The following is a 21,853-nucleotide window of genomic DNA, read 5'->3' as shown; positions in this document are numbered from 1 at the left end:
GACGCAGTGTCCGACCCATCCATCGTCGTCACTCGGCCCGCCCGGTGCCACCGGGGCGGACCAGGCCGGTTCACGACACCGTTTGTGCGTCGCCGCCGGGGTACTCGGCAGGCGCCCACAGCGGTTCCGGTTGGACACTGGGTGCAATCCTCCGGTGGCTGCCAGGCCGACGAGATCAGGACGCGACACCATGAACCACGACATGCCCGCCCCGTCCGGCACGAAGGACGTCGTCTCATCACACTCCGTGGTCGGCGCGCCCTGTTGGGTGAGCCTGACCAGCCGGGACGTCAAGGCGACGGAGGAGTTCTACAGTGCCGTGCTGGGCTGGCAGTGGCGGCCGGCCAAGCTGGGCGACCGGCACCGGATCGCGCTGGCGGACGGCTCGCCGGTGGCCGGGATCGCGGGCGTGGCGACCATGTGGCAGATGGCGGTGGCGTGGACGCCGTACTTCGCCGTGCGCAGCGCGGACGAGGCGGTGGCGCGCGTCCAGGAACGCATGGGCACCACCGCCGTCGGGCCGATCTCCCTGCCGCCCGGGCGGGCGGCGCTGCTCGCGGACCGGGACGGGGCGACCTTCGGGATCTGGGAGGGCGACCTGTTCACCGACTGGGAGACCTGGCGCAACGCGCAGCCGGTCTTCATCACGCTGCACACGCGTGACGCCTTCGACGCGGCCATCTTCTACGGCGAGGTCCTCGACTGGGCGACACAGCGCACCGGCGGCTGCGAGGTCCACTACGAGGGCGGGGAGGTCGTGCTGCGCAGCGGCGGTGACGTGGTGGCACGGATCGAGTCGGGGGCGCTGGAGTCGGCCCCCGACCCGACGATCCGGCCGCACTGGCAGGTCCACTTCACCGTCGACGACGTGGAGGCCTGTGCCCGCACGGCGGAGCTGCACGGCGGCAGTGTGCTGTCCAAGGGCGGGGACGAGGCCGTGCTGCGCGACCACGACGGCGCCCAGTTCACGGTGACCTCGCGCCGGGGCCGCTGATCCGGCTCAGCCGGTCTTCCGGGACGGCCGGGACAGCAGGACCAGGCTGCGCGCACCGACGGTGAGGCCCGTGCTCGCCTTGTGCTCCGTCTCGTCGGGGGTGCCCTCCGGGTCGGCGGTGTCGATCAGCGCCGTCCAGCGCTCGCCGTAGGCGGCGTCCGGCAGGCGGAAGTCCACCGGCTCCCAGTGGCTGTTGGTCAGCAGCAGGAAGGAGTCGTCGACGACGGGCCGGCCGCGGGGATCGGGTTCGGCGATGGCGTCGCCGTTGAGGAAGACGCCGACCGAGTGCGCGTCGCCGCGCTGCCAGTCGTCGTCGGTCATCTCCTGGGCGTCGGGCGCCAGCCACACCAGGTCGGGCAGCGGCTGGTCCGCGCGGGTGAGGGTCTCGCCCAGGAAGAAGCGGCGCCGGCGCAGCACGGGGTGCGCGGTGCGCAGCCGGATGACGTACCGGGTGAACGCCAGCAGGTCGCGCTGTTCGTCGGTGAGCCGCCAGTCGATCCAGGAGATCTCGTTGTCCTGGCAGTAGGCGTTGTTGTTGCCGCGCTGGGTGCGTCCGAGTTCGTCGCCGTGGGAGAGCATCGGGATGCCCTGGGAGAGCAGCAGGGTGGCGAGGAGGTTGCGCTGCATGCGGGTGCGCAGTTCCCGTACGGCCGGGTCGCGGGTGGGGCCCTCGGCGCCGCAGTTCCAGGAGCGGTTGGTGTTCTCGCCGTCCTGGTTGTCCTCGCCGTTGGCCTCGTTGTGCTTGTCGTTGTAGGAGACGAGGTCGCGCAGGGTGAAACCGTCGTGCGCGGTGACGAAGTTGACGCTGGCGCGGGGCCGGCGCCTGCTGTGGGCGTAGAGGTCGGAGGAGCCGGTGAGCCGTGAGGCGTACTCTCCGAGCGTGTGATCCTCGCCCCGCCAGAAGTCGCGGACGGCGTCGCGGTACATGCCGTTCCACTCCGACCACAGCGGCGGGAAGTTGCCCACCTGGTAGCCGCCCTCGCCGACGTCCCACGGCTCGGCGATCAGCTTGACGCGGCTGATCACCGGGTCCTGCTGGATGAGGTCGAAGAACGCCGACAGCCGGTCCACCTCGTGGAACTGCCGGGCCAGCGTGGCCGCGAGGTCGAAGCGGAAGCCGTCGACATGCATCTCGGTGACCCAGTACCGCAGCGAGTCCATGATCAGCTGGAGTACGTAGGGGTGGCGCATCAGCAGGCTGTTGCCGGTGCCGGTGGTGTCGTAGTAGTGCTCCCAGTCGCCGTCGACCAGACGGTAGTACGAGCAGTTGTCGATGCCCCGGAAGGACAGGGTGGGGCCCTTCTCGTTGCCCTCGGCGGTGTGGTTGTAGACGACGTCGAGGATCACTTCGAGCCCGGCCGCGTGCAGGGTCTTCACCATCGACTTGAACTCGGCGACCTGCTGGCCTCGGGTGCCGTGCGCGGCGTAGGCGTTGTGCGGGGCGAAGAAGCCGATGGTGTTGTAGCCCCAGTAGTTGGCGAGGTCGCGGCCCTGGAGCACGCCGTCCTGGACGAACTGGTGGACCGGCATCAGCTCGACGGCCGTGACGCCGAGCGAGGTGAGGTGCTCGACGGCCGCGGGGTGGGCCAGTCCGGCGTAGGTGCCGCGGAGCTCGGCGGGCACCCCGGGGTGGGTGCGTGTGAAGCCCTTGACGTGGGTCTCGTAGATCACCGTGTCGGCGTAGGCACGGCTGGGCGGGCGGTCGTCGCCCCAGTCGAAGGCCGGGTCGGTCACCACGCCGAGCATGGTGTGCCCGGCGCTGTCGGCCGGGTCGGGGCCGTCCGGGTTCCGCTCGTGGAGCGAGGGGTGGTTGTCGATCTGACCGTCCACGGCGCGGGCGTACGGGTCTAGCAGAAGCTTCGCCGGGTTGCAGCGGTGGCCGGCGGCCGGGGCCCACGGGCCGTGCACGCGGTAGCCGTACCGGGTGCCGGGGCCGACGCCGGGGAGGTAGCCGTGCCATACGAAGCCGTCGACCTCGGCCAGCGGCACCTGGGTGTGGGTGCCGTCGTCGTCGACGAGGACCAGCTCGACCCGCTCGGCGACCTCGCTGAAGAGGGCGAAGTTGGTGCCCTCCCCGTCGTAGGACGCGCCCAGCGGATAGGGGCGCCCGCTCCAGGCGGACGCCCCTGTCCTGTTCCGCCGACGGGTCACCGGGCTTCCTCCAGGACCTCGTCCGGGGCACCGGCGGGGCCGGCCAGTTGTGCGACGCGCACCTCGCGGGGCACGTCGAGGCCCTCGCTGACGCGGGGGGCCGGCGCGGTCGGCACCAGCGGGACGCGTTCGCCGGCGCGGGCGCGCTGCGAGAACCAGATGACCTTGCTGCCGGTCTCGGTGGCGCAGCAGCCCCAGCCGTCGCTCATCGCCGCGAGGTGCTCCAGGCAGCCTCGCAGTTCCTGGTCGGGGCGCAGGGCGCGGTCGTTGTCCCCGATGGCGGTGATCAGGTGCTGCCCGTTCCACCACATCTCGATCGAGGTGTTCTTGTCCGTGGCGTGTTCGTCGATGGCCTCGAGCAGCATCTCGGCACCGCCGCAGACGGGCTGGATCAGGTTGTCCAGATCCCAGAACTTCAGGTGAGCGGCCAGAATGCGGCTGACCTGTCCCACCCGTTCCGGGCTGACTTCCACGTCGAGGTGGTAGTAGCAGGGCACTGCGGTCTTCATCGGTCGGCTCCTCACCGCGAGGCTCAGCTCCTCCTCGCTCCCGCAGTCCTGCGGTACGAGCCCCGAGCACGGAACGTGAGCGTCTATCGCTTCTGAGTCACCCTCAGAGTGAGGCCGCTAGCCCGTTCGTGCAACACGAGCACACGGCCGAGGCGGTCGGGCCATGACCGAGCGTGCCTCCGTGGCCTGAACCTCTCACCCGGACGCGCCACTGGTTGAAGCTCCAACAGGACGTTGCGTGGTCATACATGCACCATGTGTGACAGAACTCGATCGTCGGGACGGTTCCGTGGCGCTGTGCGCGCGGCCGCCGTCCGGCCGTCGGGAGACCGTGCCCCTCGAGCCCGAAAGGTGATCGGCGCCATGCTGCTACCCGCCAAAGCCGAAGTCGCCCGGCAGTTGCGGCGTTACCGGGCCTGGGAACGCGTGATGCTCGCGGCACCCAACGATCGCACGGTGCGGACCACGTTCGAGGACTCCGGCTACACGCTCTGCGTGCTGATGGGCAAGCGCTGCGCGCGGGAGGCGGCGGACGCGGCCGAGCGGTATCTGCGGACCAACCAGCTCACCTATCTGCAGGAGCAGCAGGTCACCTGTCTGCAGGAACAGAACGAACGCCCCCGTCCGGCGACCGCGGTACGACGAAGACCAGCGGCGGCGGAGCGGCGGTACCCGGCGGGAAGGTGAGGACCTTCCCGCACATCTTGTCCCCATGAACCGGGCCCTGGGGGCCCGGTTCCGAGCACGGTGGAGGTGAGGACCATGAGTAGGACCCGGGCCATCGGCCGTATCCCGGTACGGGATGTCCGACCGGCCGTGGAGAGCGGCAACAGGCCGGCGAAGGCGGTCGTGGGAGAGACGTTCGAGGTCACCGCCACCGTGTTCCGGGAGGGGCACGACGCGGTGGCCGCCAATGTGGTGCTCAAGGACCCCGAGGGCCGCCCCGGACCGTGGACGCCGATGCGGGAGCTGGCCCCGGGCAGCGACCGCTGGGGCGCCGAGGTCACCGCCGACGCGGTCGGCCGCTGGTCGTACCGGGTGCAGGCCTGGAGCGATCCGGTGGCCACCTGGCGCCGGGCGGCGGACATCAAGGTGCCGGCGGGCATCGACCCGGGCCTGGTCCTGGAGGAGGGCGCCGACCTCTACGAGCGGGCGGCGGCGGGCGTGCCGAAGAACGACGGCCGCGGTGTGCTGCTGGGCGCGGCGCGGACCCTGCGCGACGACTCACTGCCCCCTCCGGCACGGCTTGCCGCTGCGTTGACGCCAGAGGTGGACGAGGTACTGGCCCGCCATCCCCTCCGGGACCTGGTCACCACCTCCGAGCCCCTGCCCCTGCTCGTGGAGCGCGAGCGGGCCCTGTACGGCTCCTGGTACGAGTTCTTCCCCCGCTCCGAAGGCACCCGCGAGCAGCCGCACGGCACGTTCCGCACCGCGGCCCGGCGCCTCCCGGCGATCGCCGCGATGGGCTTCGACGTCGTCTACCTGCCCCCGATCCACCCGATCGGCACGACCTTCCGCAAGGGCAAGAACAACACCCTCTCCCCCGGCCCCGACGACGTCGGCGTGCCCTGGGCGATCGGCTCCCCCGAGGGCGGCCACGACGCCGTCCACCCCGCCCTGGGCACCCTGGAGGACTTCACCTGGTTCGTCGACCAGGCCCGGGACCTGGGCATGGAGGTGGCCCTCGACTTCGCGTTGCAGTGCTCGCCGGACCACCCCTGGGTGCAGAAGCACCCTGAGTGGTTCCACCACCGCCCCGACGGCACCATCGCCTACGCCGAGAACCCGCCGAAGAAGTACCAGGACATCTACCCCATCGCCTTCGACGCCGACATGGACGGCCTCATCGCCGAGACCGTGCGCATCCTGCGGCACTGGATGGACACCGGCGTGCGGATCTTCCGCGTGGACAACCCGCACACCAAGCCGGTCGTCTTCTGGGAGCGGGTCATCGCGGACATCAACCGCACCGACCCGGACGTGATCTTCCTGGCCGAGGCCTTCACCCGCCCGGCGATGATGGCCACCCTGGCCCAGATCGGCTTCCAGCAGTCCTACACCTACTTCACCTGGCGCAACACCAAGCAGGAACTGACCGACTACCTCACCGAACTCTCCGGCGAAGCCGCCTCCTACATGCGGCCGAACTTCTTCGCCAACACCCCCGACATCCTGCACGCCTACCTCCAGAACGGCGGACGCCCCGCCTTCGAGGTCCGGGCCGTCCTCGCCGCGACCCTCTCCCCGACCTGGGGCATCTACTCCGGCTACGAACTCTGCGAGAACACCCCGCTCAAGGAAGGCAGCGAGGAGTACCTCCACTCGGAGAAGTACCAGCTCACCCGCCGCGACTGGGAAGCGGCCGAGCGCGAGGGACGCAGCATCACCCGGCTGCTGACCAGGCTCAACACCATCCGGCGGGAACACCCGGCGCTGTGCCGGCTCAGGAATCTCCGCTTCCACCACACCGACAACGACTCCCTCATCGCGTACAGCAAGCGCACGGGGAACGACGTCGTCCTGGTGGTCGCCAACCTCGACCCCCACCACGCCCAGGAGGCGACGGTCTCGCTGGACATGCCGCGACTCGGCCTGGACTGGCACGAGTCGGTGCCGGTGCGCGACGAGCTCACCGGCGAGACCTACCTCTGGAGCAGGAACAACTACGTGCGTCTCGAGCCGGGGCGGGCTCCCGCGCACGTCTTCCACGTCCTGTCACCGCCCGCCGCGCAAGCGATCGGAGGGACAGGAACGTCATGACCGTGAACGAGCCCGTGCTGGACACCTTCGAGGACACCCCCGTCAGGGACCGGGACCCGGAGTGGTTCAAGCGCGCCGTCTTCTACGAGGTGCTCGTCCGCTCGTTCCAGGACAGCAACGGCGACGGTGTCGGAGACCTGAAAGGCCTGACCGCCAAGCTGGACTACCTCCAGTGGCTCGGCGTCGACTGCCTGTGGCTGCCGCCGTTCTTCAAGTCCCCGCTCCGCGACGGCGGCTACGACGTCTCCGACTACACGGCCGTCCTCCCCGAGTTCGGCGACCTCGCCGACTTCGTGGAGTTCGTGGACGCCGCCCACCAGCGCGGCATGCGCGTGATCATCGACTTCGTCATGAACCACACCAGTGACGAGCACGCGTGGTTCCAGGAGTCGAGGAAGGACCCGGACGGGCCCTACGGCGACTACTACATGTGGGCCGACGACGACAAGGGTTATCCGGACGCCCGGATCATCTTCGTCGACACGGAGACGTCGAACTGGACGTACGACCCGGTGCGCGGCCAGTACTTCTTCCACCGCTTCTTCTCGCACCAGCCCGACCTCAACTACGAGAACCCGCGCGTCCAGGAGGAGATCCTGGCCGCGCTGAAGTTCTGGCTGGACCTGGGCATCGACGGCTTCCGGCTGGACGCGGTGCCGTATCTGTACGCGGCGGAGGGCACCAACTGCGAGAACCTGCCCGCCTCCCACACGTTCCTCAAGCGGGTGCGCAAGGAGATCGACGCGCAGTACCCGGACACGGTGCTGCTCGCCGAGGCCAACCAGTGGCCCGAGGACGTCGTCGACTATTTCGGCGACTTCGCCAAGGGCGGCGACGAGTGCCACATGGCCTTCCACTTCCCGGTCATGCCGCGCATCTTCATGGCCGTGCGCCGTGAGTCGCGCTACCCGGTGTCGGAAATCCTGGCGAAGACCCCGGCCATCCCCGCGAACTGCCAGTGGGGCATCTTCCTGCGCAACCACGACGAGCTGACGCTGGAGATGGTCACCGACGAAGAGCGCGACTACATGTGGGCCGAGTACGCCAAGGACCCCCGCATGCGCGCCAACATCGGCATCCGCAGGCGCCTCGCCCCCCTGCTCGACAACGACCGGCACTCGATCGAGCTGTTCACCGCGCTGCTGCTGGCCCTGCCCGGCTCGCCGATCCTCTACTACGGCGACGAGATCGGCATGGGCGACAACATCTGGCTCGGCGACCGGGACGCCGTCCGGACCCCCATGCAGTGGACCCCGGACCGCAACGCCGGGTTCTCCACCTGCGACCCGGGCCGCCTCTTCCTCCCGGCGATCATGGACCCGGTCTACGGCCACCAGGTGACCAATGTCGAGGCGTCGATGTCCTCGCCGTCCTCGCTGCTGCACTGGACCCACCGCATGATCGAGATCCGCAAGCAGAACCCCGCCTTCGGACTCGGCACCTACACCGAACTGCCCTCCTCCAACCCGGCGGTGCTGGCGTTCCTGCGCGAGTACGAGGACGACCTGGTGCTGTGCGTGAACAACTTCGCGCGGTTCGCGCAGCCCACCGAACTCGATCTGCGCGAGTTCGCCGGGCGGCATCCGGTGGAGCTGTTCGGCGGGGTGCGCTTCCCGGCCATCGGCGAGCTGCCGTATCTGCTGACCCTCGGGGGTCACGGCTTCTACTGGTTCCGGCTCACCCGAGTCGCATCCCGCATCGGACGGCGACTGTGAGCACGCGCCGGGACGAGGAGGCGTGACCATGCCGAAGACCGCATCCCTGCGCCCGGGCCTCACCCGCATGTCCGAGCCCATGGAGTCGCTCGGCGCCCTGCTGCGCGACTGGCTGCCCCGCCAGCGCTGGTTCGCGGGCAAGGACCGGCCCGTCACGGAGCTCGGCCTGCTGTCGATGACCGAGCTGTTCCCGGGCTGTCTGCACCTGCTGGTCCACGCCACGCACGCCGGGCACACGGGAGTGCCCTCGCCGGGCGGCGCTCCCCCGGCCGGCGACTGCTACCAGCTCCTGCTCGGCGTACGGGAACACCCGGCACCGCGCCTCGGCCGGGCGCTCATCGGGCAGGTGCAGGACGGGCCGCTGGCCGGTCTGACGGTCTACGACGCGCTGCACGATCCCCGTTCGGCCCAGCTGCTCCTGGACCGGCTGCGGCAGCCCGGCACCGCCGGACCGCTGCGCTTCGACTGCGACCCGGACCAGCGGGTGCCCGCCGGACTGGTGCCGCGGCTGCTCGACGCGGAGCAGTCCAACTCCTCGCTGGTGTACGGCGACGAGTACATCCTGAAGATCTTCCGGCGCATCCAGCCGGGCGTGAACCCGGACCTGGAGGTGCCCGGGGCGCTGGCCCGCCAGGGCTGCCACCGGGTCCCCGCGCCCGTGGCCTGGTTCCAGATGAACCATCCCTTCAAGGCCACGCTCGGTGTGCTCCAGCCGTATCTGCGGGACGCCTCCGACGGCTGGACACTGGCGCTGCACGCCCTGGCCGCCGGGGACGACTTCACCCTCCAGGCCCGGGCGCTCGGCGCGGCCACGGCGGATGTGCACCTCGCGCTGGCGTCGGCCTTCCCGGTCGGCGCGCCCGGGGAGAACGGGCTTACGGCGTCGGCGATGACCGAGCGGCTGGACGCCGCCGCCCACTGCGTGCCCGCGCTCCAGCCGTTCGTGCCGGGCCTGCGGACCGCTTTCGCCGCCCTCACCACCTGCGACCCCGGGCCGCCCGCGCAGCGCATCCACGGCGATCTGCACCTCGGCCAGGTGCTGCGGGCCGGGCGCGAGTGGTTCGTCATCGACTTCGAGGGCGAGCCGTCCCGGCCGCTCTCCGAACGGCGCAGCGCCCACTCCCCCGTGCGGGACATCGCCGGGATGCTGCGCTCCTTCGACTACGCCGCCCGGCAGCGCCGCCCCTGGCGCCCGGAGTGGGCGCGGCGCTGCCGCGAGGCCTACTGCGCGGGCTATGCCGCCCGCGCCGGCTGGGATCCGCGCAAGAAACACGGACTGCTCCGCGCCTATGAGACGGACCGGGCCGTGTACGAGGTGCTGTACGAGGCACGGCACCGCCCCGACTGGCTGCCTGTACCGATGGCGGCGATCGAGCGCCTCGCTGTGAGAGGAGACTGAGCCGTGGCCCTGCGAGACACCTCAATCCCGGAGCCGTCAGGCCCGGTCCCGAGCGCGACCGCGCCCGCCCTGAGCCCGGAGGACCGCGGGCGCCTGCTGGCGGGCGCCCACCACGATCCGCACGCGCTGCTCGGCGCCCACCCGGCCCCCGGCGGGATCGTGTTCCGGGCGCTGCGCCCCTTCGCCCGCTCCGTGAGCGTCGTGACCGGCGGCAAGCGCACGGCCCTCGTCTCGGAGGGCGACGGCCTCTTCTCGGGCGTGCTGCCGCTGGAGGAGATCCCCGAGTACACGCTGCACGTGGCGTACGAGGGCGGTGAGCAGGAGACGCACGACCCGTACCGCTTCCTGCCCGCGCTCGGCGAACTCGACCTGCACCTGATCCGCGAGGGCCGGCACGAGCAGCTGTGGCAGGCGCTCGGCGCCGAGCCCATGACCCACGAGGGCGTGACCGGCACCCGGTTCACGGTGTGGGCGCCGAACGCGCAGGGCGTACGGGTCGCCGCCGACTTCACCCACTGGGACGGGACGCAGTTCCCGATGCGGTCGCTCGGCGCGTCCGGGGTGTGGGAGCTGTTCCTGCCGGGCGTCGGCGAGGGCACGGCGTACAAGTTCGAGATCCACTCCCGGTACGGGCAGCGCTTCCTCAAGGCGGACCCGATGGCCCGCCGCACCGAGGAACCACCCAACACGGCCTCGATCGTGACGGCCTCGCACTACGAGTGGGCCGACGCCGAGTGGATGACGCACCGCGCCGACACACCGGTGCACGAGGCGCCCATGTCGGTGTACGAGGTGCATCTGGCCTCCTGGCGCCCGGGGCTGACCTACCGGCAGCTCGCCGAGGAACTCCCGGCGTACGTCAAGGACCTCGGCTTCACGCACGTGGAGCTGATGCCGGTCGCCGAGCACCCCTTCCACGGCTCCTGGGGCTACCAGGTCACCGGCTTCTACGCGCCGACCGCGCGGCTGGGTTCCCCGGACGACTTCCGGTTCTTCGTCGACGCCTGCCACCGGGCCGGCATCGGCGTGATCATGGACTGGGTGCCGGCGCACTTCCCGAAGGACGACTGGGCGCTGGCCCGCTTCGACGGGGACCCGCTGTACGAGCCCGGGGACGGGCGGCGTGCCGAGCACCCGGACTGGGGCACCTACGAGTTCGACTTCGGCCGCACCGAGGTGCGCAACTTCCTCGTGGCGAACGCGGTGTACTGGTGCGAGGAGTTCCACATCGACGGGCTGCGGGTGGACGCGGTCGCCTCGATGCTGTACCTCGACTACTCGCGCGAGGACGGCCAGTGGGAGCCCAACGCCTACGGCGGCCGCGAGGACCTGGCGGCCATGGCGTTCCTGCAGGAGATGAACGCGACCGTGTACCGGCGCGCTCCCGGCGTGGTCACCATCGCGGAGGAGTCCACCGCCTGGGGCGGCGTGACCCGGCCCACCGACACCGGCGGGCTCGGTTTCGGGCTGAAGTGGAACATGGGCTGGATGCACGACTCGCTGGAGTACCTGAGCCACGAGCCGGTGCACCGCAAGTACCACCACCACGAGATGACCTTCTCGATGGTGTACGCGTACAGCGAGAACTACGTCCTGCCCATCTCCCACGACGAGGTCGTGCACGGCAAGCAGGCACTGGTGTCGAAGGCACCGGGCGACTGGTGGCAGCGGCGCGCCAGCACCCGGGCCTACCTCGGCTTCATGTGGGGCCACCCCGGCAAGCAGCTGCTGTTCATGGGGCAGGAGTTCGCGCAGGGGGCCGAGTGGTCGGTGGAGCACGGGCCGGAGTGGTGGCTGCTCGACGAGGGCTACCATTCGGCGGGCGACCACCGGGGCGTGCGCGATCTGGTCCGCGACCTGAACACGGCCTACCGGGCGACACCGGCGCTGTGGCAGTGCGACACCCGGCCGGAGGGCTTCCGGTGGGTGGCGGTGGACTCGGCCGACGACAACGTCTTCGCGTTCCTGCGGTACGACGCCGAGGGCAGCCCGCTGCTGGCGGTGTCGAACTTCTCCCCCGTCGTCCGGCACGACTACGGCCTCTGGGTCCCAGGCGATGTCGTCGCCTGGCAGGAGACCCTCAACACCGACGACACGCGCTACGGCGGCAGCGGCGTCACCAACCCGGATCCGGCCAAACCGGAGAACGGGCTGGTCCGGATCACGCTGCCGCCGCTGGCCACCGTGTGGCTGAGGCCGTTCGCTCCGTGACGCCGCGCGGGCGCAGCAGGTGTCCGACCCGCCCGTGAGGGGCACTGGGGGTCGTACCACCGGGGGACTCCGGTGGTACGACGCGGCAGGGTCGCAGAAGGGCGGGCATCAGGTGCGCACCGTCGGAGTGGAGGAGGAACTCCTCCTGGTCGATCCGGAGACCGGCGAGCCGCGGGCACTGTCCGCGGCGGTGCTGGCCCACGCGGAGCGGGACGACGCGGATCAGGACGTTTTCGAGAAGGAACTCCACGAGCAGATGCTGGAGTTCGCCACCCATCCGCAGTCGTCCATGGAGAGCCTGCGCGCGGAGATCGCCCGCTGCCGCAAGGAGGCCGCCCGGCATGCCGGGGAGATCGGCTGCACCGTCGCGGCGCTCGCCACCTCCCCGCTGCCCGTGAGCCCCGCCATAAGCGTCAACCAGCGCTACCAGTGGATGGCGGAGCGGTACGGCATCGCCACCCGGGAGCAGCTCGTCATGGGCTGCCATGTGCATGTGTCGGTCGAGTCCGACGAGGAGGGCGTGGCGGTCATCGACCGGGTGCGGCCGTGGCTGCAGGTGCTGCTGGCGCTCAGCGCGAACTCGCCGTTCTGGCAGGGCCACGACTCGGGGTACAGCAGCTATCGCAGCCGGGTGTGGCAGCGCTGGCCGTCGGCGGGTCAGACCGGGATCTTCGGCTCGGCCGAGCGGTACCACCGGCTGGTCTCGGAGATGGTGGCCACCGGCGTCATCCTCGACGACGGGATGATCTACTTCGACGCCCGGTTGTCCCGGCAGTATCCAACGGTGGAGGTCCGGGTCTCGGACGTCTGTCTGCGCTCCGGCACGGCCGCGCTGGTCGCCACCCTGGTCCGGGGGCTCGTCGAGACCGCGGCACGCGAGTGGCGGGCGGGCCGGGAGCCCCTCGACCACAGCGTCAGCCTGCTGCGGCTGGCCTACTGGCAGGCCGCCCGGTCCGGTCTGACGGGCGAGCTGCTGCACCCCGCGACCATGCGGCGCATGCCCGCCGAGGCAGTCGTGCGTGCCCTGCTGGACCATGTCGGCCCGGCCCTCGAGGACACCGGTGACTTCGACCGTGCCCGGTCCGCCTGTGAGGAACTGCTGCGGGAGGGCAACGGAGCGACGGTGCAGCGCGAGCTGATGGAGCGCACGGGCAGCCTGCGGGACGTCGTCACCGCGTGCGTGCGCCACACCCAGGGCTGAGCCGCCCCGCCCCTTCGTCCTGCCCCTCCCTCGATCACGCCGAGATCATCAGCGGTGTCACTTCCGTATTTCCCGACCCCGAAGGGTCCCGACTCGACTACATTCGAGCACCGCCGATGACAGTACCCGTCGGCAATGTCACACCCCGTACACGTCAGGAGCAGTGCATGCGCGACACGGCCCTCGCTCCACCGGCCTTCTCGCCCCTGACCGGCGGGCTCGCCGACAGCGTCTTCGAGACGGCGGACCGCGAACCCACCCGGCCGATGCTCGCCCGCCGCACCGACCCCGCCTCCGCCGTCTGGGAGGAGGTGACGGCGATCGAGCTGCGCGACGAAGTCGTGGACGTGGCCAAGGGGTTGATCGCGTCCGGGATCGCGCCGGGCCATCGCGTGGCGATCATGGCGCGCACCCGGTACGAGTGGACGGTCCTGTGCTACGCGCTCTGGGCCGTGGGCGCCGAGGTCGTCCCGGTCTATCCGTCGTCGTCGCGCGACCAGGTGGAGTGGATCCTGCGGGACTCCGGCTGTGTGGCCGTGGTGGTGGAGGACGAGCAGGGCGTGATGACCGTCGGCTCGGTGTGCGCGGCGCTGCCGCTGCTGGGCCACGTCTGGCAGCTGGACGCGGGGGCGCTGGAGGATCTGGCGGTGCGCGGGGAGTCCGTGCCGATCGCCACGGTCGACTCGATGCGCCGCATCGTGCTGCCGGACTCCACGGCCGTCATCGCCTACACCTCCGGCACGACCGGCCATGCCCTCGGCTGCGCCCTGAGCCATCGCAATCTGGCCGGGCCCTGCGACACGCTGCTGGCCGGCTGGGGGCAGACTGCGGCAGCGCGTGGGGAGCAGGGCTCCGTGCTGGCGTTCCTGCCCTTCTCCCATGTGTACGGGCTCATGATCCAGGGCCTGTGCGTGCGCGGCGGGCTGCTGATGGGGCACCAGGCCGATCTCGGCGGGGAGGCGCTGTTCTCGGCGCTGCGCTCCTTCCGTCCCACGTACTTCTACGCGGTCCCCTCGGTCTTCGAGAAGATCTACAAGAACTTCCTGCGCACGGCGCAGCAGGAGGGGCACGGCGGGCTGTTCGAGCGGGCCGCCGAGACGGCGCGGGACTTCGCCGCGGCCCTGGAACGCCAGCGGCTGGGCCGGGGCCGCGGACCCGGTTTCGATCTGCGGCTGCAGCACGCCCTCTACGACCGCACGGTGTACCGCAGGCTGCGGGCCGCGCTGGGCGGCCGGGTGCGGCGGGCGACCTCCGGCGGTTCTCCCCTCAGCCGCGACCTGTCCCTCTTCTACGAGGGCATCGGCATCTATGTGAACGACGGCTACGGCCTGACGGAGACCAGCGGCGGGGTGACGATGCAGCCGCTGGGGCGGGAGAAGTCCGGGACCGTGGGGCAGGCCCTGCCCGGCACGGAGATCCAGGTCGCCGACGACGGGGAGATCCTGGTGCGGGGCCCGTCGGTGTTCCAGGGATACGTGGGCGACGACGCCGGCACCCGGGCCGCGCTGCGCGGCGGCTGGCTGGCCACCGGTGACCTCGGGCGGCTGGACTCGGAGGGCTATCTGACGATCACCGGCCGCAAGAAGGACATCATCATCACGAGCAGCGGCAAGAGCGTCGCCCCGACCTCGCTGGAGCAGCGGCTGCGGATGCATCCGCTCATCCATCAGGCGGTGGTGGTGGGCGACAACCGGCCCTGTGTCGGCGCCCTGATCACGCTGGATCCGGATTTCCTGGCGCACTGGCGGGCGGCGCTGGCGCTGCAGGGCGAGATGCGGGAGGCGCGGGAGGAGAACGCGCTGCGGGAGGAGGTGGCGCGGGCCGTGGCCGCGGCCAACAGCGCCGTGTCGCGGTCGGAGTCGATCCGGGTGTTCCGGGTCCTGCCGGAGCCGTTCGACGTGACCAACGGGCTGCTGACGCCGTCGATGAAGCTGCGCAGGGACGAGATCGTGCGGCACTGCGCGGCCGAGATCGACGCGATGTACGAGTCGCGCCGCAGGCCCGGGCGGACGGGCGCCCCGGAGGATCCTGCGCACTGGGACGACTCGGACAACGTGTTCCGTTGAACGCGGACCGGACGCGTAGTCCGCGCTCGCACGGGAACACGACAGTGGCGACGCAAGAGAAAGGACGACAGCCCTGACGACAGCCCTTGCTGACGACCGGGCCGGAAAGGCGATATGTCAACCGAGCCGCGTGGGGACGACGCACTGACCTCCGAGGACATCCCGAGCCGCACGAACAGCTTCGTGGGCGAGCCGCACGACGTGACCGGTGCGCGGCTGGCCGCGGAGGGGTTCTTGCGTGACCTGGCACGATCCTCCCCGCCCTCTGCCCCCGAGTACTGGGACGACATCCTGCTGGTGGTGACGGAACTGGCCGCCAACGCGGTGCAGTACGCCCCTGGTCCGTTCGCGCTGCGGATGCGCCGGACCTTCGACGGGGTGCACGTGATGATGCACGACACCAGCAGCACGGAACCCGCCCCGCGGCCCTTCGATCCGCGCAGCGGTGGCGGCGGCATCGGCTGGCACCTGATCCACACCCTGTGCGACCAGGTCAGCGTGGTGGCCGACGAGCGCGGCAAGGACGTGCACGTGTTCCTGCCCTGGTGAGCCGGGAGCGTCACGGGCGCGGCGCGCCCGTGACCGGCTCATGATCGCTCAGACCGGGGTCGCCTCACGGGGCGGCAGCCGGTCGTAGTAGTCGCCCACGGCCGTCAGATACTCCCGGTCCCTGGTCTCGCTGTCCGTCTGGAAGCGCGGGGCCTCCTTCGCGTCTCCCCTGGTGCAGGCCAGTGTGATCTTCCGGGCCTGTGTGTCGATGCCGTTGACGACTCCGGCCGGCACCAGCACGCTGCGGCCGAACACCCAGACTCCGGTGTCGACGACCAGGTGCCGCATGCCGTGCGGGGCGGCCTCGCGGTCCAGGTGCCCGATCGTGCCGTCGGTCGCGGCGACGGTGAACCCGGTCAGGTCCTGCCCCTCGACGTGCCCGCTGTCCGGCGCGTACGACCAGATTCTGTCGATGGCCACGCTGTTCCATCCTCCCTCGCGATGTGCGGTTCGCGGATCCCCCGGCGGACGGTTCCCGCCCACCCGGCTCCACAGCAGCAATTACCCTCCCGCCGCACGCGCATTCGGCGCACACCCCTGCCACCGTACGACGCGGAGCGGCGGATCCCGGAGAGGTTCGGGGCAGGGGGAATGGGGTGCGGTTTCCGGGGTAATCGCGGGGGCGCGGTGAAAACGGAGCCCGGTGACGAAGGGAGGCACATGAGACACGGCATCCGAGCCCGCCCCATGACCGGCGTCGCCCCGTACCGCGGTCACCCCTGAGAGGTGACCTGACCAGGCCGTAGCTTTTGTTGGAGGTATTCGTGCCCCTCGCCCAGAATCCGCTGTCCGTGGAAGTCGAGCTGCCCCGCGAGGACGTGGCCCTGATCACGGTCGACGGCTACCTGGACGTCGACACCGCGACCGAGTTCCAGGCTCATCTGGCCAACCAACTCCACCACGGCCGACGGCACTTCCTGCTCGACCTGTCGTCCGTCCCCTTCATGGACTCGTCGGGGATGAACATCATCCTCCGTGTGTACCAGGAGACCCGTAAGACCGCCGGCAGCGTGCACGTCATCAGCCCGACGTCCGCCGTACGCCGCATCCTCGACCTGACGGGCGTCAGCATCACGGTGCCGATATCGGAGAGCGTGGACGAGGCTCTGGCCCGTGCCGACGCGGCGCCGGACACCCCCGAGGAGCCGGGGGAAGCGGGCGTCTGACGACCGGGTTCCCCTCGGGCACAGCACCGGCCCCGGCGGTGCACAACCGCCGTTTCCCCGAACCGGATCGCTCGCGCCGGATCCGGTGTCGTACGAGGTCGGGGCATGGTTAGAGTTGTCGCCCGGCAAGTGTCACCACGCCGTTCTCGTTTCCGAAGCGGGCTCGGTCGACGCAACGCGGACGAAACGCGGATGAGGAGAGAACCAGGTGCCGGAGCACGAAGCGGACGGACAGCTCGCCACGCCCACCCGGGAGGTCAGGGACTTCCTGCACCGCCGGCGGGAACAGATCGCCCAGCGGTGGGCGGACGAGCCCCTGTTCCGCACCGTGTTCACCGTCTCTCGCGACGAGGCGGTGGAGGCGGGCAAGGCCGTCGTGGACGCGCTGGCGCGGGTGGCCGACTCGGACCAGGTGGAGGACCCGGACTCCGCGGGGTTCAGCGCGGTGCGGGAGCAGCTCGCCCGGATGGGCGCGGCCCGCTCTCGTGCCGGTCTGTCCAACACCCAGGTCTCCAGCGAGCTGGCCGCCCTGCGGCCGCCCGTCGAGAACCTGCTGGTCGCCGATCTGGAGCAGGCTCCGCCCGAGCACCTGCGGGCGTGTTCGACGGCGTTCGCCGTGCTGATGGGCACCCTGCGGCTGGTGGCCATGCAGACGGCGCTGAGCGAGTGGGAGGCGCTCAGCGACCGGCAGCGGCTGCAGCTGATGGAGGTGGCCACGCCCGTCATCCGGCTGTGGGACGGCATCGTGGCCGTGCCGCTGATCGGGACGCTCGACAGTGCCCGCAGCCAGGTGGTCATGGAGACGCTGCTGGACGCCGTCGTCGACCAGCACGCCCGGTTCGCGATCCTGGACATCACCGGTGTGCCCACGGTCGACTCGCTGGTGGCACAGCACCTGATGAAGACGGTCGCCGCCGCGCGGCTGATGGGCGCCGAGTGCATCGTCTCCGGCATCCGTCCCGCCATCGCGCAGACGATCGTCCACCTCGGTCTGGATCTGGACGTGATCACCCGCGCGAACCTCGCCGACGCGCTGGGGTACGCGCTGCACCAGCTCGGCGCGGACATCGTGAACGCGGGTGCGGGACAGCGGTGAGCGACGCCTACCTCCGTCCCGCCACGGGCCATGTGCCGGTCCTGCGGCTCGGCGACGTCCTCCTGGTCACGCTCCAGGGGGACCTGCACGACAGCACGGCGCAGCAGCTCCAGCAGGATCTCGCGGAGACCATCTCCCGCACCGGGGTGCGCGGGGTCCTCATCGACATCTCCGGCGTGGAGATCGTGGACTCCTTCCTCGGCCGGGTGCTGGCCGAGATCGCCGCGCAGGCCAAGCTGCTGGCCGCGCGGACCGTGGTGGCCGGAATGCGCCCGGCGGTCGCGATCACCCTGGTGGAACTGGGACTGACGCTGCCGGGGCTGCGTACCGCGCTCAGCGCCGAGGCGGGCCTGGAGCTCCTCTCGCGGCGGACGCCGGTGACCGGTCCCGGCGGCGGGCGTCAGGAGAGTCCGTGATGCACACCGCCGCGGGCGTGGAGGCCTGCCTGCCCATCCGGTCGGATCTGGACCTGGTGTGGGTGCGACAGCACGTACGGCAGGCCGCCGCCCGGCTCGGCTTCGGCCTGGTGGCGCAGACCAAGCTGGTCACCGCGGCCAGTGAGCTGGCCCGCAACACCCTGGTGCACGGGGGTGGTGGGCAGATGGAGGCGACGCGGGTCGGCAGCGCGGGCGCGCAGGGCCTGCGGCTGTCCTTCACCGACGAGGGGCCGGGCATCGCCGACCTGGACCGGGCGCTCTGCGACGGCTACACCTCCGGCGGCGGGCTGGGGATGGGGCTGAGCGGCGCGCGGCGCCTGGTGCACGACTTCCACATCGACAGCACGCCGGGCGACGGCACGACCGTGCGGGTGACCTGCTGGGTCGCCCAGCCGCCGCGTCCGCGCGAGGAGGCCTGATGCCGCGCGTGTGGGACGTCCCGGTGCGCGACTCGACACGGGTGCGCGACGCGCGGGTCGCCGCGGAGGACGCGGCCGCGCTGGCCGGTCTCGACGAGCGGCGCACCGCGGCCGCCGCGCTGGTCGCGACCGAGCTCGCCACGAATCTGCTCAAGCACGCCGAGGGTGGTCAGGTGCTCATCGACGTCGTGGCGCGGCCCGTGCTGCGGGAGGGACGCGAGGAGCCCCGGGTCGTGCAGATCGCCGCGATCGACCACGGCCCGGGCATCGCCGACGTGCCCGCGGCGCTGCGCGACGGTTTCTCCACGACCCGCTCGCTGGGCGCGGGCCTCGGCACGTGTCTGCGGCTCGCCGACGACTTCGGCCTGCACAGCAGGCCCGGCCGCGGCACGGTCGCGGTCGCCCGCGTGGGCACCGCCTCCCGCGGCGACGGCACGCCCGCCGGGCCGGCCGTGCGGGTGTGGGCCGACGGGGCCTCGGGGAGCTGGGGCGACATGCCCGGGCCGGGCCTGCCGGGGGGTGCCGTCCCGGGGTGGTCCGGCGGCGGGCCCGGGAACGGTGGTGTCCTCGGGAACGAAGCCGGGAACGAAGCAGGAAACGGCCCCTGGTCCCGCCCGGCCCCAGGTGTGCGGGCCGGAGGCGTGAACATCCCGTACGCCGGAGCCGACTGCTCGGGCGACGCCTGGGCGTGGGTGCGGGCCGGGGAGAGGATGACACTGATGCTGGCGGACGGTCTGGGGCACGGCCCGGACGCCGCTCGTGCCTCGTCCGCCGCGGTCGCGGCGCTGCACCGCTGGGCCCACCTCTCCCCCGCCGAGGCGCTGCGGCAGCTGCACGACGCGCTGAAGGGCACCCGGGGCGCTGCCGTCGCCCTGGCCCAGCTCGACCTGCGGGCCGGGCGGCTGCGGTTCGCCGGCATCGGCAACGTGGGGGCCCGGCTGCACATGGACGGCACCTGGCGTCATCTGCTGTCGCGGCCCGGCATCGTCGGTGTCCACCGGCCCGGCACCCTCCGCGAGGAGGAGGCCGACTGGGGGGACGACCGGCTGCTGATCCTGCACACCGACGGCCTGCCCAGCCGCTGGACGCCGCCGTCCGACCCCGGTCCGCCCTTGGCCGACCCGGCCGTGACGGCCGCCGTGACGATACGTGACGCGAGCAGTCCCGCCCGGCCGGTGCGGGACGACACCGCCGTGGCCGTGCTGACTCCGACCCCGCCGGACCGCCCATGATGCGCACTTGGCAGATCACCACCGTCACCGATGCGGCACGTGCCCGCATCGCCCTCGCGCGCCTGGCCGCCGCGTACGGGGTGTCCACCGTCGAACGGACGAGGCTGGCCACCGCCCTCAGCGCCCAGCTGCGCCAATGCCTCACCAAGGGCGGCACGTGGCTGCTCACCATGGACCTGGCCGGCTCCCCCGCAGAGGAGGGCCTGCTGCACGCCGTGGTGACCCCGTCGCCGGAGGCGTCCGCCGCGGCCGGTGAGCCGCCGTGGGAGGTCACGGTCCCCTGCCCCGAGGCGGCCCGGGCCGGGGAGAGCGGCACCGTCGCGGACGACCCGGCCGCCCTCGCGGAGGCGCTGCTCGGTGCCGACGAGGACACGGCCGTGGTGCTGGACAAGCTCACCGAGCAGGAGGACCTGGTCTCCTTCCACCGCGAGGAGCTGCACCAGACGAACCAGGGCGTCCTGGCGCTGCACGCGGAGCTGGACGCGGCCGGGCGGGCCCAGCGCGAGGCGTTCGCCGCCGAGCGCAGCGCGCGCAACGAGGCGGAGAGCGCCCGCCGCAGGCTGACCTTCCTCGCGGACGCGAGTGCCGTGCTGACGACCTCGCTCAACCACGAGGAGATCGTGCGCCGGCTGCCGGACCTGCTGGTGCCGGAGTACGCGCGCAGCGTCGACATCTGGCTGTTCGACCACGAGGACGACCGGCACGGGTCGGCGCCGCATCCGGCCGCCGCCGTGGTCGCGGCCCGCACCGGCCGGCCCCAGTACGCCGCCGATCATCCCGGTGGCCTGCCCGGTGTCGAGGACCAGCCGCCGTCGGTGCTGGATCCCGGTCGGCCACTGCTGTGCGTCCCGCTGCCGACGCGGCGGGCACCGCTGGGCGTCCTGACGCTGTCGCCGCCCGGTGCGCGCTGGGACCCGGACGACGCGGTGATGCTGATCGAGCTGACCCGGCGGGCCAGCATCGCGATCGACAACGCCCGGCGCTTCGAGCACAACCGCGACATCGCCGAGACGCTGCAGCGGGCCCTGCTCACGGATCTGCCGACGACGCCGGGTCTGAGCCTGGCCGCGCGGTATCTGCCCGCCACGCACGGGATGAACATCGGCGGTGACTGGTACGACGCGTTCCGCCAGCGGGACGGCGGGCTCATCACCGTCATCGGGGATGTGACCGGGCACGGGCTGCACGCGGCCGTCATGATGAGCCAGTTGCGTACCGCGCTGCGGGCGTACGCCGTCGACGGCGACAGCCCGGGCCGGCTGCTGACCCGGCTGCACCGGTTCCTGCACCATCTGCAGCCCGATCTGTACGCCACTGCCGTCATCGCCCGCTTCCACCCGGACGAGCCCACCCTGACCTGGGCCGCCGCGGGGCATCCGCCGCCGGTGCTGCGGCTGCCCGACGGGACGGTGCGCACGCTCGACGCCAAACCCGGCGCCATGCTCGGCATCCCGCTCACCCAGGAGATCGCCGACCACACGGAGCAGGTGGAGCCCGGGTCGACGCTCGCGCTGTACACGGACGGGCTGGTCGAGCGGCGCGCGCAGGGCATAGACCCGGGTATCGCCCGTCTGGCCACGGCGCTCGGCGGGTTCCGTTCCGCGGAGCTGGACGCGGATCTGGAGGGCTCGGCGGACCGGATCCTGCATCCGCTGCTGAGCGATTCAGAGCGGGACGACGACGTGTGCCTGTTGCTGTGTCATCTCCAGGGGGACACCGCGTCCTGACGGCGCGTTCCGGCAGCGGCTCGGGGCGGCCGTGCCTTGCACGCGTTCTTCACTCCCGCCTGGTGCTTTTCGGCCACGGTGCGGGCATGGTGGTGATCGACGCGTTCGTCTGCCTGCCGCGTCCGACTGGCGTACCCGTCGGACACGCGATGGGATCGAAGGGGTGCGAACCGGCGATCCAGGGGCAGTCGAATGGCGTTCGAGGCAGACCGCCTGGAGCC

Annotated in this window: 18 protein-coding genes; 15 read left to right on the top strand and 3 right to left on the bottom strand. The window is 71.5% G+C overall.

What is annotated here, in order from left to right:
* The first annotated feature begins 190 nt into the window (after positions 1-190).
* On the top strand, positions 191-994 hold the full coding sequence (locus KJK29_RS38000; RefSeq protein ID WP_215123969.1) for a VOC family protein: 804 nt from the start codon (positions 191-193) through the stop codon (positions 992-994).
* Between the two features lie 6 nt (positions 995-1,000).
* Here the strand turns inward: KJK29_RS38000 and glgX are convergent, their stop codons facing one another.
* A complete protein-coding gene (glgX, locus tag KJK29_RS37995) occupies positions 1,001-3,145 on the bottom strand; it encodes a glycogen debranching protein GlgX (protein WP_215123968.1) in 2,145 nt (714 codons plus the stop codon).
* The gene (locus tag KJK29_RS37990; RefSeq protein WP_215123967.1) at positions 3,142-3,654 is read right to left on the bottom strand and encodes a pep a2; all 513 of its coding nucleotides are present in this window, start codon (positions 3,652-3,654) and stop codon (positions 3,142-3,144) included. The genes glgX and KJK29_RS37990 overlap by 4 nt, the downstream gene beginning before the upstream one ends.
* Positions 3,655-4,017: 363 nt before the next feature.
* Here KJK29_RS37990 and KJK29_RS37985 point away from each other — a divergent pair, with 363 nt between their 5' ends.
* From KJK29_RS37985 to KJK29_RS37950, 8 genes are all read left to right on the top strand, one after another.
* Positions 4,018-4,341, top strand: a complete 324-nt coding sequence (locus KJK29_RS37985) for a DUF5133 domain-containing protein (RefSeq protein ID WP_215123966.1) — start codon at positions 4,018-4,020, stop codon at positions 4,339-4,341.
* 75 nt (positions 4,342-4,416) lie between these two features.
* On the top strand, positions 4,417-6,414 hold the full coding sequence (locus KJK29_RS37980; RefSeq protein WP_215123965.1) for an alpha-1,4-glucan--maltose-1-phosphate maltosyltransferase: 1,998 nt from the start codon (positions 4,417-4,419) through the stop codon (positions 6,412-6,414).
* Complete coding sequence (gene treS / locus KJK29_RS37975; RefSeq protein WP_215123964.1) at positions 6,411-8,129, top strand: maltose alpha-D-glucosyltransferase; 1,719 nt, start codon at positions 6,411-6,413, stop codon at positions 8,127-8,129. The genes KJK29_RS37980 and treS overlap by 4 nt, the downstream gene beginning before the upstream one ends.
* Before the next feature lie 28 nt (positions 8,130-8,157).
* Complete coding sequence (locus tag KJK29_RS37970; protein ID WP_215123963.1) at positions 8,158-9,528, top strand: maltokinase N-terminal cap-like domain-containing protein; 1,371 nt, start codon at positions 8,158-8,160, stop codon at positions 9,526-9,528.
* A 3-nt stretch (positions 9,529-9,531) separates the two neighbouring features.
* The gene (glgB, locus tag KJK29_RS37965; RefSeq protein WP_215123962.1) at positions 9,532-11,739 is read left to right on the top strand and encodes a 1,4-alpha-glucan branching enzyme; all 2,208 of its coding nucleotides are present in this window, start codon (positions 9,532-9,534) and stop codon (positions 11,737-11,739) included.
* Between the two features lie 112 nt (positions 11,740-11,851).
* Positions 11,852-12,940 carry a glutamate--cysteine ligase 2 gene (locus tag KJK29_RS37960; protein ID WP_215123961.1) on the top strand — a complete coding sequence of 363 codons (1,089 nt, stop codon included), beginning with the start codon at positions 11,852-11,854 and terminating at the stop codon, positions 12,938-12,940.
* Positions 12,941-13,107: 167 nt separating this feature from the next.
* Positions 13,108-15,006 (top strand): AMP-dependent synthetase/ligase, encoded by a 1,899-nt coding sequence (locus KJK29_RS37955; protein WP_215123960.1) that lies wholly within the window; start codon positions 13,108-13,110, stop codon positions 15,004-15,006.
* Positions 15,007-15,120: 114 nt separating this feature from the next.
* Positions 15,121-15,555: an ATP-binding protein gene (locus tag KJK29_RS37950; protein ID WP_215123959.1), complete on the top strand. Its 435-nt coding sequence runs from the start codon at positions 15,121-15,123 to the stop codon at positions 15,553-15,555.
* Between the two features lie 48 nt (positions 15,556-15,603).
* Here KJK29_RS37950 and KJK29_RS37945 read toward each other — a convergent pair whose 3' ends face one another.
* Entirely contained in the window at positions 15,604-15,975 is a 372-nt protein-coding gene (locus tag KJK29_RS37945; protein ID WP_215123958.1) for a PRC-barrel domain containing protein, read from the bottom strand.
* Positions 15,976-16,319: 344 nt separating this feature from the next.
* Here KJK29_RS37945 and KJK29_RS37940 point away from each other — a divergent pair, with 344 nt between their 5' ends.
* From KJK29_RS37940 to KJK29_RS37910, 6 genes are all read left to right on the top strand, one after another.
* Positions 16,320-16,721: an STAS domain-containing protein gene (locus tag KJK29_RS37940; RefSeq protein WP_215123957.1), complete on the top strand. Its 402-nt coding sequence runs from the start codon at positions 16,320-16,322 to the stop codon at positions 16,719-16,721.
* Positions 16,722-16,929: 208 nt separating this feature from the next.
* Positions 16,930-17,817 carry an STAS domain-containing protein gene (locus tag KJK29_RS37935; protein ID WP_215123956.1) on the top strand — a complete coding sequence of 296 codons (888 nt, stop codon included), beginning with the start codon at positions 16,930-16,932 and terminating at the stop codon, positions 17,815-17,817.
* A complete protein-coding gene (locus KJK29_RS37930; protein ID WP_215123955.1) occupies positions 17,814-18,233 on the top strand; it encodes an STAS domain-containing protein in 420 nt (139 codons plus the stop codon). The genes KJK29_RS37935 and KJK29_RS37930 overlap by 4 nt, the downstream gene beginning before the upstream one ends.
* A complete protein-coding gene (locus KJK29_RS37925; protein WP_215124606.1) occupies positions 18,233-18,673 on the top strand; it encodes an anti-sigma regulatory factor in 441 nt (146 codons plus the stop codon). The genes KJK29_RS37930 and KJK29_RS37925 overlap by 1 nt, the downstream gene beginning before the upstream one ends.
* Complete coding sequence (locus KJK29_RS39095; RefSeq protein ID WP_251058048.1) at positions 18,673-19,905, top strand: ATP-binding SpoIIE family protein phosphatase; 1,233 nt, start codon at positions 18,673-18,675, stop codon at positions 19,903-19,905. The genes KJK29_RS37925 and KJK29_RS39095 overlap by 1 nt, the downstream gene beginning before the upstream one ends.
* Entirely contained in the window at positions 19,902-21,632 is a 1,731-nt protein-coding gene (locus KJK29_RS37910) for a PP2C family protein-serine/threonine phosphatase (protein ID WP_215123954.1), read from the top strand. Before KJK29_RS39095 ends, KJK29_RS37910 begins: the two co-directional genes overlap by 4 nt.
* Positions 21,633-21,853 lie beyond the last annotated feature (221 nt).

It is taken from the genome of Streptomyces koelreuteriae (assembly GCF_018604545.1).
In the GTDB taxonomy this organism is placed as follows: Bacteria; Actinomycetota; Actinomycetes; order Streptomycetales; family Streptomycetaceae; genus Streptomyces; species Streptomyces koelreuteriae.
The sequence above is the reverse complement of the archived record's forward strand: the minus strand, read 5'-3'. Positions and strand labels throughout refer to the sequence as shown.